The organism is Bacillus sp. LSHTCR4 (assembly GCF_057197025.1).
The window spans coordinates 2,021,266-2,035,660 of the sequence record NZ_JBXUNO010000001.1 but is presented as its reverse complement, the minus strand read 5'-3'; the positions used below and the strand labels follow the sequence as shown (position 1 = coordinate 2,035,660).

Genomic DNA, 14,395 nt, shown 5'->3' with positions numbered 1-14,395 from the left:
TGATTTATTTAGGTTTTACATTTAATATGGGGGAGAAATTAAAATGGCAATGACAAACAAGAACGTGCGAGTGGAGAATGATTTTTTGGGAGGAAAGGAATTACCTATTGAGGCATATTACGGAATTCAAACTTTACGCGCTGTTGAAAATTTCCCGATTACAGGGTATAAAATTCATGAAAGTTTAATTAGAGCGTTCGCAGTTGTAAAAAAAGCTGCAGCGCTTGCCAATACAGATGTAGGAAGATTGGAATTGAACAAGGGCGGCGCAATCGCAGAAGCTGCTCAAGAAATTCTCGATGGAAAATGGCATGATCATTTTATCGTAGATCCAATCCAAGGCGGAGCAGGTACTTCAATGAACATGAATGCAAATGAAGTCATTGCCAATCGTGCTCTTGAATTATTAGGAATGGAAAAGGGAGACTATCATTATATTAGTCCAAATAGTCATGTAAACATGGCGCAATCAACAAACGATGCATTCCCAACGGCGATCCATATCGCTACATTAAACGCATTAGAAGGTTTATTACAAACGATGGGTTATATGCACGATGTATTTGAATTAAAAGCAGAACAGTTCGATCATGTGATTAAAATGGGTCGTACGCATTTACAAGACGCTGTGCCAATTCGCCTTGGACAAGAATTTAAAGCGTACTCTCGTGTACTTGAACGTGATATGAAACGCATTCAGCAATCACGTCAACACTTATATGAAGTGAACATGGGAGCAACTGCAGTTGGTACAGGCTTAAATGCAGATCCAGAATATATTGAAGCAGTTGTAAAACATTTAGCTGCAATTAGTGAACTACCACTAGTTGGTGCAGAAGACTTAGTAGATGCAACGCAAAATACGGATGCATACACAGAAGTATCTGCAGCACTTAAAGTATGTATGATGAATATGTCTAAAATTGCGAATGACCTTCGCTTAATGGCATCAGGTCCACGTGTTGGCTTAGCGGAAATTATGCTACCTGCTCGTCAACCAGGTTCATCTATTATGCCAGGGAAAGTAAATCCTGTTATGCCAGAAGTAATTAATCAAATTGCGTTCCAAGTCATTGGTAATGACCATACAATTTGTCTTGCTTCAGAAGCAGGTCAATTAGAATTAAACGTTATGGAACCAGTACTTGTTTTCAACTTACTTCAATCAATTAGCATTATGAATAACGGTTTCCGTGCCTTTACAGATAATTGCTTAAAAGGAATTGAAGCGAATGAAGATCGCTTAAAAGAGTATGTTGAGAAGAGTGTAGGAATTATTACAGCCGTGAACCCTCATATCGGTTATGAAGCAGCAGCTCGCGTTGCGAAAGAAGCAATCGCGACAGGGCAATCCGTTCGAGAACTTTGTGTGAAAAATGGTGTATTGTCACAAGAGGACTTAGAATTAATTCTAGATCCATTCGAAATGACACACCCAGGGATTGCAGGAGCAACTCTTTTAAAGAAAAATTAAAAGAAGAGGGGGGACAAGCTCCTCCTCTTTTTTTTACAATATAGGGATGTTATATGTGAATAGAGGTAGGGAGGTTATAAGTAAGTATTTTCGATGTGAGATGAAAATGGGAGAATAGATACTTAAAATTTAATAAAAAAGATAAGATTACGGAGTGTAATCTTATCTTTGCACTAAGAATAATGAATTGTAGCTTCAAGGTTTCAGAATGACTTTGATACAGTCATCTTCACGATTATTAAAAATTTGATAACCGTAGCTCGCTTCTTCAAGGGGGATTTTGTGTGTAATAATCTCTTTTGGATCAAATTCTTTATTTGTTATTTTTTCAAATAGTTCCGGCATAAAATGAATGACAGGTGCTTGTCCCATTTTAAGGTTAATATTTCTAACCCAAAATGCCCCGAGTGGAAATGCATTATAATTGCCACCATAAACGCCGGTCATTTGAACTGTTCCATATTTTCTTACGGCTTTCGTAGCGATTTGAATAGGGCCGAGAGTTCCACCTTGTAATTTTAATTTTTGTTCCAGAAATTCTAAAGGCGATTTTTTTCCATCCATCCCCACGCAATCAATGACTACATCGGCACCACCATGTGTAATTTCCTTTAAATGTTCTCCCATATCTGGGAATTTTGTAAACTCAAATACCTCAACATTGTTAATCTTTTTTGCATAATTCATCCGATAATCTAAGTAATCCACTGCAATTACACGTTTAGCACCTTGCATCCAAGCAAATTTTTGTGTCATTAATCCAACAGGTCCACAACCAAGGACGATAACAGTATCACCTGGCTTAACGCCTGCGTTTATTACACTCCAATAGGCTGTTGGTAAAACATCTGATAAAAATAGTAGGGATTCATCTTCAAGTTCGCATGATTCCGGTATAACAAATGGAGTGAAATTTCCAAAAGGAACTTTCAAATATTCAGCTTGTCCACCTGGATGATTACCAAATTTCTCGGTATAACCAAAGTATCCACCAGAATCGTAATGAGGGTTCGAGTTATCACATTGACTTTCCATTTCATGTTGGCAATAGAAACAATGTCCACAAGCAACGTTAAAGGGGATCACAACACGGTCTCCTTTTTTTACTTTCGTAACATCTGGACCAACTTCTTCAACAATTCCCATTGGCTCATGACCAATAATGTACCCTGGAGGTAACGGCATGTTGCCTTGATATAAATGTAAATCAGAACCGCAAATAGCGGTTGAAGTAATTTTTACAATAATATCATCTTTTTTTTCTAACCTTGCATCATCTACCTGTTTAACTTGTACTTGGTTTGGACCTTGATAGGTTACAGCTTTCATCTCATATCTCCTTAGGAATCGTTTTTCATAATTTATATGTATCCTCTTGGCAAAACAGAAATCTTTAGTAAAGAGGAATCTATACATAGTGTTGTTATGACAGTATGTTATAGCAACTCTTCTTTCTTATGTCTTTTGCTCTATTTTAAGAAGAAACCCAATATTTATTCATGAATAAATTCCCATAAAAAGGATAATTATTATTTCATAATTTGAAGCATATTAAAAACATCGGAGGTGAAATAAGATGGCAAACAATAATAGTGGAAGTCGTAATGAATTGTTAGTTCGAGGTGCTGAACAAGCTCTTGATCAAATGAAATATGAAATTGCACAAGAGTTTGGTGTACAACTTGGTGCAGACGCAACAGCTCGTTCAAACGGATCTGTTGGTGGTGAAATTACAAAACGTTTAGTAGCAATGGCAGAACAACAACTTGGTGGTAGAGCTAACCGCTAAGTAAATTGACATAAAATATAGCAAATATGTAAATCAATTTCTTTTGTGCATTCATAAAAATAAAAAACCTTATATTAAACAGATTCTCACTCAAAGATTATTGATAATCTTCTTTCATAATCTTTGAGTATTTAATTTGTAAACTACTTTCCTAAACAATAAACACGCAGTGTTGGAAAGGTGTTTTCCATGCATAGTAGAAAATCTTTTGCAGGAAAAAGCATACTTAAAAATTTGATTTCAATATTGAAATCAATATTTATTATGATATTTTCGAAAGGTAGGAATTTAAAAATGGGTATATTAAGTGGAAATCCTCAAAATGAACCTTTACATTACGGAGAAGTGTTCGACATTTGGAGTTATCTTCTTGCTGCACAGGGTGCAATTGCAAGTCATCAAGTGTTTATGAATCATACAGGTGATGAAGATTTGAAGAAGTTTTTAGAAGGCTTAATTGAAAATGATATGAATTCGGAAATAGAAGAATTAAAGGCACTTTTAAAAGTTAATGGGGTCGCTTTACCGCCTGCTCCTCCAGAACGACCAGTTGCATCTATTGAAGACATTCCTCCGGGAGCACGTATTAATGATGCTGAAATAGCAGCAGCTGTTTCTACTGGATTAGCAGCTGGACTTGTGACATGTAGTCAAGTAATGGGAAAATGCCTTCGAGAAGATGTAGGTATGTTATTTGGACAATTTCATATGAAAAAAGCGCAGGCAGGTGTAACGTTGTTACGTTTAAGTAAGAAAAAAGGGTGGGTAGTTCCACCTCCGTTACATGTAAGAAATTCAGATCAAGCGTAATAAACAAAAATAAAAAAGTGGCGTTGGCCACTTTTTTATTTTTTAGATGTATCTTCAAGCTTGGATTTATTTATTGTGGAAGAATCTATATATTCATCTGACATTTCCATAGCATATTTATCATGGCGAATATGATTGTGATTTCTTAAATTATCATCGTTACGCAGTACTAGCCTCTTCATATAAATGTGGAAGAAAATTTCTGTTCCACCAATAATTAAAGCGGCTATAAATGAAGAAAGTCCAATGTTACGAGTAGCATCCAAATCAGTAAACAAGGATGTTAGTAACCAAATTCCAAAGAAGCTTAAGCCTAAATCTGCTATTGTAGCAATCATATTTCCGTACTTAGGTAAAATGAAGAGATCTCCGATTAAATAGGCAGCTCCTGTAAGGAAAAGAGAAATTAGTAATACTTTAGGAATTGAAATGCCTTTAAAGATACTAAGTATAATTAGTAATACTGCAGTTATCGCTGTGTATTTAATTAATAAAGCAACAATATGTTTCATCATTTTCCTCCATTGTTTAAATGTATATGGAATAAAGTGAAACTTTAATCAGTGGGGTTTTGTTCATCCCCCACTGATTATCAGCCTTCACCAATCGGACTTTTACGGACAGTTGATTCCCCACCTAACTTCTTTGCTTCCGCTGAATTTTGAGGTGGGGGTCTTACTGCCCGTTAAAGCGGGATAAAATATTTCATTAAAAATGGGTTATGCTTTTATATAGCGTAACCCGTTTTAATCATCCTTAAATGGTAAGAAGTACAAGCCGAGTAAGAAGCAGGCTTATACTATGGATAGTATTTGCGGAATATCGAGCTTTATTCACAAAGGGGCGTTCCACTCTTATAATCGAGATGTTGCCTAAGTACAGTATTTTTTTACTAAACTTAATAATTTTTTTCGTTTTAATTCTTTAATATAAAAGCCAAAGTTTTTGGTGCTTAATGTATCTTTTTATCTACATATTTTCCGTAATCGGGTACAGCAATTTTATCAAATTCCTTAACGAGTGTTTTGAGGCTTGTTGATAGCAATTCACCTGACATTGGTATTCCGTGTCCAGTAATAGCGACTAGAGGCTTTAATTTTTCTAATTTAATAACTGATTCTTTAGCAGCGTTCCAGTCTGTTGTTAAATAACGAGGCGGACCGCTTATTTCCTGTTCCTGAGTAATTACCTTATATAGATATTCTTGCTTCACTGTAACAAAAGCGTCCCCAGCAATTAATGTTCGGTCTTTTTCTCGGAATAATGAAATATGACCTGGAGTGTGTCCTGGTGTATGCACCCATCTAAACTCTGGCATATGAGGAACAGTTCCATCTGCAGGTAGTACTTTTACGCTATTTCCTAAATCAATCGGTTCATTAGGGAACAAAGGCGACGTTTTCGCTACCATACCACCTTCAACTGTAGGATCTGGTTCAGGATAGCTTTGTAGTCCAGTCAGGAAAGGTATTTCCATTTGATGGGCATAGACTGGAACATCCCAATACTTGATGAGTTCAATTATTCCCCCAACATGATCAAAATGCCCATGAGTTAAAATAATTGCTTTTGGGCGGCTGTTTGTACCAAATCGATCCTCAGCGACAGAGATAATTTCATTTGCACATTTAGGCATTCCAGCATCAATTAAAACAAAATCATTGGTATGCGGATGTCCAACAAAACAGATGTTGACGATTTGAATTGTGTAAGAAAATAAATCAGGCAATACTTCAATGCCGTGACCACTTTTAATTGAAGTTGCCGGAATAAACTTGTAATCACTTCCGTAATTCATTTCATTGTCCACTTATTATCCCCCTTAATATATGTTAATACGGCATTATAGTTCCCTAATTTTGAAAATCCATTTTGAGGAATTTAAGAAAAGAATTAGTGGGGGGGGTACAAAGAACAATAACTTAATCCTAGAATTAAGGGGAAGACATAGCAATTTATATAAAGTGCAAACAATAAATATTGATTGTAAAGTGGTAGTTTCTATTATTTTTTTGCGAGTTTATGGCTTAATAAAAGATTTATACGAATATTATAATGTGGAGTTATATAACAAATACATAACAAAGGTCGATAGAAAACCACTATATGTAATGACTGCTTTTTATAATAAAAGAATGTTTAAGTTCGGTGGTGTAATTGAAGTGAATTAGAGGGGGAGAAATACAAATAATGATTTCTTCCTAACTTAATTATACCACGTAAATAAAGTTCGAAATAGACTGTTTCTTCTCATGTAATACTGCTACAATCAAGAACACATGCAAAGTAAGGAGAGATGTTATATGAGTTCTTTCGTTCTCGATTTTCAGGAAATAGAAAAAACGCAGCTTTCACTTGTCGGTGGAAAAGGATTGAATTTAGGGGAGTTATCCAATATTCAAGGTATACAAGTGCCAGAAGGATTTTGTGTGACAACGGTAGGATATGAAAAGGCAATTGAGCAAAATGAAGAGCTTCAAACTTTGTTGCAGCAGCTAACAAAGTTGAAGCGTGAAGACCGAGCTCAAATTGGTGAAATGAGTAAGGAAATTAGAGAAGTTATTATGGCAGTACAAATTCCTTCTGGTGTGGTGGAAGCGGTAGCTCATTATCTCTCACGTTTTGGAAATGAACATGCGTATGCCGTGCGTTCTAGTGCGACGGCTGAAGATTTACCGTATGCCTCGTTTGCTGGTCAACAAGATACGTATTTAAATATTATCGGAAAAGAAGCGATTTTGCAGCATGTAAGAAAGTGCTGGGCTTCTTTATTTACAGAGCGAGCGGTCATGTACCGTATGCAAAATGGTTTTGAACATAATCAAGTTTCTATATGTGTTGTCGTTCAAAAAATGGTTTTCCCTGAGGCTTCGGGCATTTTATTTACGGCTGATCCGGTTACTTCTAACCGAAAGGTGCTATCAATTGATGCAAGTTTTGGACTTGGTGAGGCGTTAGTATCAGGACTGGTTTCTGCCGATAATTATAAAGTAAAAGAAGGCGAAATTACTGAAGCGATGATAGCGACTAAAAAAGTAGCTATTTATGCTGTAAAAGAGGGCGGAACAGAGACGAAACAGATTAATCCAGCACAGCAAAAGCTTCAAACATTGTCTGAACAACAAATTTTACAACTAGCAAGTATCGGAAGGCAGATTGAAGCTTATTTTGGCTGTCCGCAAGATATTGAATGGTGTTTAGTTGATGATACATTTTATATTGTCCAAAGTCGTCCCATTACGACGTTATATCCAATCCCTGAAGAAAATGATGGGGAAAATCATGTATATATATCAGTTGGTCACCAACAAATGATGACCGATGCGATGAAACCACTAGGGTTATCTTTTTTCCTGTTAACGACTAATGCCCCTATGCGTAAAGCGGGAGGAAGGCTATTTGTGGATGCTACACAAAGATTGGCTTCACCTGCTAGCAGGGATTACCTAATAAATACGTTAGGAAAATCAGATCCGCTTATAAGAGATGCATTAACGACTGTAGTCGAGCGAGATAATTTTATTACATTGTTACCGGATGAAGAAACGGAAAAGAGTGCTAGTAAAAGTAAGCCACCAGTAAGTTCGCAACCAGAAATTGAAAGTGATCCAGCAATCGTTACGGAATTAATACAGAATAGTGAAGCATCACTAGAAGAGTTAAAACAAAATATGCAACTGAAATCAGGAGTGGACATACTTGATTTTATTTTGGAAGATATTCAGCAATTAAAGAAAGTATTGTTTAATCCGCAAAGTATAGCAGTTATTATGGCAGGTATGAATGCTTCAACATGGATCAATGAAAAAATGGAGCAATGGCTGGGCGAAAAGAATGCAGCGGACACCCTTTCTCAATCGGTGCAAAATAATATTACGTCGGAAATGGGTTTAGCATTAATGGAAGTTGCTGATGTGATTCGGCCGTACGAAGAAGTTATTGCGTATTTACAACATGTAGAAAATGATAGCTTTTTAGATGAATTCGTTCAGTTTAAAGGCGGGGAAAAAGCTCGAGAGGCAATAGATGCTTTTCTAAATAAATACGGAATGAGATGTAGTGGCGAAATCGACATTACGAAAACGCGCTGGAGTGAGAAGCCAACAACCATTATCCCGATGATTTTAAATAATATAAGAGATTTTGAATATGGTGCAAGTAAACGGAAATTTGAAGAAGGACTGCAAGAAGCTTTGAAAAAAGAAGAAGAGTTAGTAGATCGATTGCAGCATTTACCAGATGGTACACAAAAAGTAGAAGAAACGAAGCGAATGATTCGCAACATCCGTAATTGTATCGGTTATCGTGAATATCCAAAATACGGCATGATTAATCGTTATTTCATATATAAGCAGGCGTTATTGAAAGAAGCTGAGCAACTTGTGCAGAGCGGTGTCATTCATGAAGTCGATGATATATACTATTTAACTTTTGAAGAACTTCACGAAGTTGTTCGCACGAATAAATTAGATTACGAGCTTATTCATAAACAAAAAAATGAGTACAAATTATATGAAAAACTAACGCCTCCGCGAATTATGACATCTGATGGAGAAATCATTACAGGTAAATATAAACGAGAAAATATCCCGGCTGACGCGATTGTAGGTTTGCCTGTTTCATCTGGAGTTATAGAAGGAAGAGCTCGCGTTATTTTAAACATGGAAGAAGCGAATTTAGAAGAGGGAGATATATTAGTTACTGCTTTTACTGATCCGGGCTGGACACCGTTATTTGTTTCTATAAAAGGGTTAGTCACTGAAGTTGGCGGACTTATGACGCACGGAGCAGTGATTGCACGTGAATATGGATTACCAGCAGTCGTCGGAGTAGAGAATGCTACGAAACTAATAAAAGATGGGCAACGAATTCGGGTACATGGAACAGAAGGGTATATTGAAGTGCTGTAGTTGCACCTTAGATAATAAAGAGATTAATCACTATAATTAGTGATTAATCTCTTTATTTTTTAGCTAGCAATTACTACCTGGAACATTGATGAATCAGAATGTATACCAATTCGAACTAAAGAATATTTTCAAAAATATTACAAATTCAGACAATGTATTGTAAATTATCTGAATTTTCATTATTATATAAACGTTATAACGTATTTAATATTGGGGAGGAATAGGGATGAAGAAAAAACCTTTTAAGGTGCTGTCTACGCTTGCGGCGACAGCTGTGCTTAGTTGCACATTTGGATTTAGTAGTCAATCTGTTTATGCGGCAACGCCGTCTCAGACACGAACTGTAAGTCCAATTGATGAAAATTTGATTCAAGAGGATCGTTTAGCAGATGCGCTCAAGAAACGGGGTGTAATTAGTGAATCTGCATCGAAAGAAGACACATTAAAAGCTGTTGAAAAATACGTAGAGAAGAAAAAAGGCGAAAATGCTGGAAAAGAACCAGCAGGGGATAGTGTCTCAAGAGAAGCTTTTGACTTTTTGAAAAAAGTTAAAGATGCCAAAGCAGATGCGCAAGAAAAAGTTGATCAACCTGCTGGTGGTCCAGTAGTAGGTGAAGCGCCGGTTAAAGGGGGATTAAACGGCAAAGTACCAACTACTTCAGCGAAGCAAAAACAATATAATGGTGATGTTCGTAAAGATAAGGTTTTAGTATTGCTAGTAGAGTTTGCTGATTTTAAACATAACAATATTGATCAAGTACCAGGTTATATGTATTCAAATGATTTTAATCCAGAACATTATCAAAAAATGTTATTTGGTGATGAGCCGTTTACACTCTTTGATGGTTCAAAAGTCCCAACATTTAAACAATATTATGAAGAGCAATCTGGTGGTAGTTATACAGTCGATGGGACAGTAACAAAGTGGCTTACAGTTCCTGGTAATGCGGCGGAGTATGGCGCAGATGCCGGAGATGGTGGTCATGATAATAAAGGACCAAAAGGACCACGTGATTTTGTAAAAGAGGCATTAAATGCAGCTGTAGAAAGTGGAATCGATTTATCTGAATTTGACCAATACGATCAATATGACAATAATGGCGATGGCAATAAAAATGAACCCGATGGTCTAATTGATCATTTAATGGTTATTCACGCGGGAGTTGGACAAGATGGAGGCGGCGGTAGACTAGGTGATGACGCAATTTGGTCACATCGATGGAACCTTGGAACACCATATCCAATTGAAGGAACAAAAGCAAAGGTTGATAACTGGGGCGGGAAAATGGCAGCATACGATTACACAATTGAGCCTGAAGACGGAGCAGTTGGTGTATTCGCACATGAGTTCGGTCATGATTTAGGCCTTCCAGATGAATATGATACGAAGTACTCAGGAGCAGGTGAGCCAATTAATTCTTGGTCTGTTATGAGCGGCGGTAGTTGGGCTGGTAAAATTGCAGGTACAACGCCACCAAGTTTTTCCCCGCAAAACAAAGAGTATTTTCAAAAGAACATGGGTGGAAACTGGGCAAATATTGTAGAGGTTGACTATGATAAATTAAATCGCGGTATCGGTTTTGCGACGTACTTAGATCAAAGTGTAACAAAATCCAATCGCCCTGGTTTGATTCGCGTTAACCTACCAGATAAAGATGTGAAAAATATCCAACCTGCATTCGGTAAGAAATATTACTATAGTACAAAAGGCGATAATCTTCATACAACATTAGAAACGCCGGTGTTTGATTTGAAAAATGCAACGAATGTGAAGTTTGATTACAAAACATTGTATGAAATTGAAACGGATTATGACTTCCTTGAAGTATATGCAGTGACAGAAGATGATAAGAAAACATTAGTGGATCGAATTGGCGAAAAGAATGTGAAAAATGGCCTAGATACAACGGATGGTAACTGGGTAGATAAGTCATATGACTTAAGCCAATTTAAAGGCCAAAAAATAAAACTAGCATTCGAGTACATTACAGATGTTGGTATAGCACCGAAAGGTTTTACTCTTGATAATGCCACATTAAATGTAGATGGAAATGTTGTGTTCTCTGATGATGCAGAAGGCGAAGCAAAATTAAAATTAAATGGTTTTGTTGTATCGAACGGTTTTGAGAAAAAGAAACATAACTACTATTTAGAGTGGAGAAACTACGCTGGTGCGGATCAAGCGTTAAAGTATAGCAGTGGTGTACCATATAATACAGGTCTTGTCGTATGGTATGCAGACTCTAGCTTTACAGATAATTGGGTTGGTCTACATCCAGGAGAAGGTTTCTTAGGAGTTGTAGACTCTCACCCAGAAGCAATTGTTGGCACGCTAAACGGCAAACCAACTGTAAAAAATAGTACACGATACCAAATCGCAGATGCGGCGTTCTCCTTTAACCAAGCGCCAGCATGGAAAGTCGTATCTCCAACACGCGGAACATATGATTATAAAGGATTACCAGGTGTAACGAAGTTTGATGATTCTAAATCGTATATGAATGATTTAATCCCAGATGCAGGACGTAAATTACCGAAGCTTGGCCTGAAATTTGAAGTAGTTGGACAAGCAGATGATAATACTGCAGGTGCAGTTCGCTTATATCGTTAATAATGGAGAAGCTGTTGAAGGGGATACCTTTCAACAGCTTCTTTTCATAGAAATATGAATTTCATTTAACAATTTGTTGCTGTTCAAATTGATCAAAAAATGTTTTTATGCTGGCCGACTTATTTCTTTAAACCAGCCGCATAAAAAGGTCCATGAACTGCGATTGTAGATAAAATACGAGCAATTTCCTCAGGTGTTTCTTTTTGCCCGTTATTTAACCACTGCTGAATAACACCAATATGAGCAGATGCCATATAAGAAGTTAAGTATTGGCTTGGAACAAGTAAATTTTCCTTATTAATGAGAGCACCATTCGTATCTTCAAATAGTGTTTTCCACATGAAATCTTTCAGTTTTGTTTGGAAAGATAAGTCTCCTTTCGGGCTAAGTACAGCTTTCATAAAATCACTATTTTCATTTAAAAATTCAAGAATAGAAGTGATAAGTATAAAGGGCATTGTTGGAGAAGGGTTAGATCCAAGGTCAGCAATCACTTCCGGGAATTTCTGTTTGGCAATTTTAGAAAACTCGTACATAATGTCTTCTTGGCATTTCGTCATTAAATCAAATTTATCTTGATAGTGCGCATAGAAAGTACCGCGATTGATGTTTGCTTTCGTTGTAATATCTTTCACTGTAATGGCGTCAAAACCTTTTTCCTCAATTAATTCCACCAATGCATTTCGTATGGCAGTTTTCGTACGAACGACGCGTAAATCTAAATTACTATCACGCAAAGTATGTCCCTCCTAAATTTTAGCCAACACATTTTAAGGATGTGTCTTATAACCGACACATTCACGATTTTTGATTATTGTATACGGTTCAACTCGAACATATAATTCAAAATACAAATAATAAACACGTTGTTGGTTATTATAAATTAAATGATGGGAGGAGAAAAGAAAATGTTTAAAAATAAACTTTTATTATTATCACCAGTTATTGCACTACTTGTTGTTTTTATTTTTTCATTAACATTATTTCCAACCGTTCAACCTCAGCCGAACAATTTGCCAATCGCAATTGTAAATGAGGATCAAGGAGTAGAAATTCCGAATCAACCGAAAATGAACATGGGGCAAACGATCGTTGATAATATGAAAAAGACATCAAAATCAGAGAAAGAACCCGCGGTAAAGTGGGTAGAAGTGAAAAATAAGGAAGCCGTACAAAAAGGTTTAAATAATCAAGAGTATTATGCAGCATTAGTCATTCCGAAAGAATTTAGTACAAAGCAGGCATCACTACGAACACCACAGCCATCTTCGCCACAGGTAGAAATATTCATAAATCAAGGAATGAATACAGCGGCATCAACTATGGCAGGACAAATATTAAATAGTGTAGTTGATAATATGAACAACAATGCTAGTATACAACTATTAGAAGGATGGAAAGCAAAAGGGGCTACATTAACAGCAGATCAAGTTTCAAATGTAGTAACACCGATTACTAAGAAAGTAACAAACGTAAATGAAGTCGGCAAAAATAGTGCAAACGGTAACTCACCAATTTCATTATTCCAGCCGTTATGGATCGCAAGTTTAGCGAGTGCAGCGCTTATCTTTATCGCGATAAGTAAAATGCCAATTCATACAAGAAAAGAAAACTTTGTATTAAAACTAAATCAAATCGTAACAGGCGCAATTGCCGCATTTGTTATTGGGTTCGGTCTTACGTGGATTGCGGATAGCATGGTAGGACTGAATATTTCAAATTTCACCGATACGGCCTTATTTTTATCCATTACATCGTTTAGTTTCTTCTTAATGATATCAGCGGTACTTTCACTAGTTGGACTAAAAGGAATTGGTTTATTTGCACTCTTACTATTCTTCAGTGCACCGTTATTATCATTAGCACCTGAAATGTTGTCACCATTTTATCAAGATTGGGTGTACACATGGTTACCAATGCGTTTTATGATTGAAGGGCTAAGAGAAATATTCTTCTTCGGAAAAGGGATAAGTTGGAGTACACCTGTTACTGTGCTCGTTTGGATTGGTACGGTAAGTATGTTTATTATTCTAATGACTGCTTTCAAACGTAGTGCAATAAAAGAACATAAAACAGAATTAAACGCTTAGAAAAAAGAACGTTTCACTCGTAGTGAAGCGTTCTTTTTGTGGTGAAATAAAGAGTTCGTATTTGTGGTTCATTTTGTATACATGCTCCTACTATTTCAAATTGCATAAAATGTTATGTGAAATAATGGAGGGGATACGATGTATAGTTCGAATTATTATGATTGGTATAGGCAAAATGATAAGCTAATTCGTGATATTGAGAAAGCAATTAACGGAGAGTTTAGTGCTATAAATTGTTACGCAAAATTAGCCAACATGGCTCCAAATGCGGCAGAACGAAATCAAATTCTTGAAATTCGTAATGATGAAATAAAGCATTTTCAACATTTTGTACAAATCTATACAAATTTAACTGGTCAGCAGCCGAAACCACAAATTACAGAAGAATGTCCGAATACGTACTTACAAGGATTAGAATTTGCTATACAAGATGAACAGAAGACAGTGGATTTTTATTTGGAAATTTCAGATGAAACATCAGATGCGAACATGAAAGAGTTGTTGCGGAGAATAGCTGCCGATGAACAAAATCATGCGGTGTGGTTTTTATATTACTTTGTGAAAACGAAGTGAATGTTTAAGGAATTAAAACCGTTTCACTAGTAGTGGGACGGTTTTTTGTGAAATACAAGCTGTAAAATAGATATCTTGAAGGTGTAGTAGTTAATTTTGGTATATAATGTATAAAACGAAAATTAGTAAAGAGAGAAG

11 protein-coding genes are annotated in these 14,395 nt (G+C 36.3%); 7 read left to right on the top strand and 4 right to left on the bottom strand.

Annotated elements, in window-relative coordinates; translation table 11 throughout:
- Positions 1-43 precede the first annotated feature (43 nt).
- Positions 44-1,474, top strand: coding sequence for an aspartate ammonia-lyase (aspA, locus tag AC2CGR_RS10505; protein WP_131102520.1), 1,431 nt, complete (start codon positions 44-46; stop codon positions 1,472-1,474).
- 195 nt (positions 1,475-1,669) lie between these two features.
- Here the strand turns inward: aspA and AC2CGR_RS10500 are convergent, their stop codons facing one another.
- Complete coding sequence (locus AC2CGR_RS10500; protein WP_071679799.1) at positions 1,670-2,803, bottom strand: zinc-dependent alcohol dehydrogenase; 1,134 nt, start codon at positions 2,801-2,803, stop codon at positions 1,670-1,672.
- Positions 2,804-3,050: 247 nt separating this feature from the next.
- Here AC2CGR_RS10500 and sasP point away from each other — a divergent pair, with 247 nt between their 5' ends.
- Together sasP and AC2CGR_RS10490 are read left to right on the top strand one after the other, a co-directional pair.
- Positions 3,051-3,263 carry a small acid-soluble spore protein, SasP family gene (sasP, locus tag AC2CGR_RS10495; RefSeq protein ID WP_000002839.1) on the top strand — a complete coding sequence of 71 codons (213 nt, stop codon included), beginning with the start codon at positions 3,051-3,053 and terminating at the stop codon, positions 3,261-3,263.
- A 294-nt stretch (positions 3,264-3,557) separates the two neighbouring features.
- On the top strand, positions 3,558-4,073 hold the full coding sequence (locus AC2CGR_RS10490) for a DUF3231 family protein (RefSeq protein WP_000512120.1): 516 nt from the start codon (positions 3,558-3,560) through the stop codon (positions 4,071-4,073).
- Positions 4,074-4,108: 35 nt separating this feature from the next.
- Here the strand turns inward: AC2CGR_RS10490 and AC2CGR_RS10485 are convergent, their stop codons facing one another.
- A complete protein-coding gene (locus AC2CGR_RS10485; protein ID WP_087964581.1) occupies positions 4,109-4,585 on the bottom strand; it encodes a YndM family protein in 477 nt (158 codons plus the stop codon).
- A gap of 440 nt (positions 4,586-5,025) precedes the next feature.
- Complete coding sequence (locus AC2CGR_RS10480) at positions 5,026-5,883, bottom strand: MBL fold metallo-hydrolase (RefSeq protein WP_270185003.1); 858 nt, start codon at positions 5,881-5,883, stop codon at positions 5,026-5,028.
- Positions 5,884-6,376: 493 nt separating this feature from the next.
- On the opposite strand from AC2CGR_RS10480, the gene ppsA reads away from it, so the two are divergent.
- The gene (gene ppsA / locus AC2CGR_RS10475) at positions 6,377-8,983 is read left to right on the top strand and encodes a phosphoenolpyruvate synthase (protein ID WP_087964579.1); all 2,607 of its coding nucleotides are present in this window, start codon (positions 6,377-6,379) and stop codon (positions 8,981-8,983) included.
- Between the two features lie 226 nt (positions 8,984-9,209).
- Positions 9,210-11,594 (top strand): immune inhibitor A domain-containing protein, encoded by a 2,385-nt coding sequence (locus AC2CGR_RS10470; protein WP_087964578.1) that lies wholly within the window; start codon positions 9,210-9,212, stop codon positions 11,592-11,594.
- 119 nt (positions 11,595-11,713) lie between these two features.
- Here the strand turns inward: AC2CGR_RS10470 and AC2CGR_RS10465 are convergent, their stop codons facing one another.
- Positions 11,714-12,331 (bottom strand): TetR/AcrR family transcriptional regulator, encoded by a 618-nt coding sequence (locus tag AC2CGR_RS10465; protein WP_087964577.1) that lies wholly within the window; start codon positions 12,329-12,331, stop codon positions 11,714-11,716.
- Between the two features lie 171 nt (positions 12,332-12,502).
- On the opposite strand from AC2CGR_RS10465, the gene AC2CGR_RS10460 reads away from it, so the two are divergent.
- Both AC2CGR_RS10460 and AC2CGR_RS10455 read left to right on the top strand, forming a co-directional pair.
- Positions 12,503-13,684, top strand: a complete 1,182-nt coding sequence (locus AC2CGR_RS10460) for a YhgE/Pip domain-containing protein (RefSeq protein WP_270185004.1) — start codon at positions 12,503-12,505, stop codon at positions 13,682-13,684.
- Between the two features lie 138 nt (positions 13,685-13,822).
- Positions 13,823-14,257, top strand: a complete 435-nt coding sequence (locus AC2CGR_RS10455) for a ferritin-like domain-containing protein (RefSeq protein WP_087964575.1) — start codon at positions 13,823-13,825, stop codon at positions 14,255-14,257.
- The last annotated feature ends 138 nt before the right edge of the window (positions 14,258-14,395 follow it).

Coding starts and splice junctions, on each gene's coding strand:
- aspA (WP_131102520.1), top strand. CDS start 44: ATGGCAATGACAAACAAGAACGTGCGAGTGGAGAATGATTTTTTGGGA.
- AC2CGR_RS10500 (WP_071679799.1), bottom strand. CDS start 2,803: ATGAAAGCTGTAACCTATCAAGGTCCAAACCAAGTACAAGTTAAACAG.
- sasP (WP_000002839.1), top strand. CDS start 3,051: ATGGCAAACAATAATAGTGGAAGTCGTAATGAATTGTTAGTTCGAGGT.
- AC2CGR_RS10490 (WP_000512120.1), top strand. CDS start 3,558: ATGGGTATATTAAGTGGAAATCCTCAAAATGAACCTTTACATTACGGA.
- AC2CGR_RS10485 (WP_087964581.1), bottom strand. CDS start 4,585: ATGAAACATATTGTTGCTTTATTAATTAAATACACAGCGATAACTGCA.
- ppsA (WP_087964579.1), top strand. CDS start 6,377: ATGAGTTCTTTCGTTCTCGATTTTCAGGAAATAGAAAAAACGCAGCTT.
- AC2CGR_RS10470 (WP_087964578.1), top strand. CDS start 9,210: ATGAAGAAAAAACCTTTTAAGGTGCTGTCTACGCTTGCGGCGACAGCT.
- AC2CGR_RS10460 (WP_270185004.1), top strand. CDS start 12,503: ATGTTTAAAAATAAACTTTTATTATTATCACCAGTTATTGCACTACTT.
- AC2CGR_RS10455 (WP_087964575.1), top strand. CDS start 13,823: ATGTATAGTTCGAATTATTATGATTGGTATAGGCAAAATGATAAGCTA.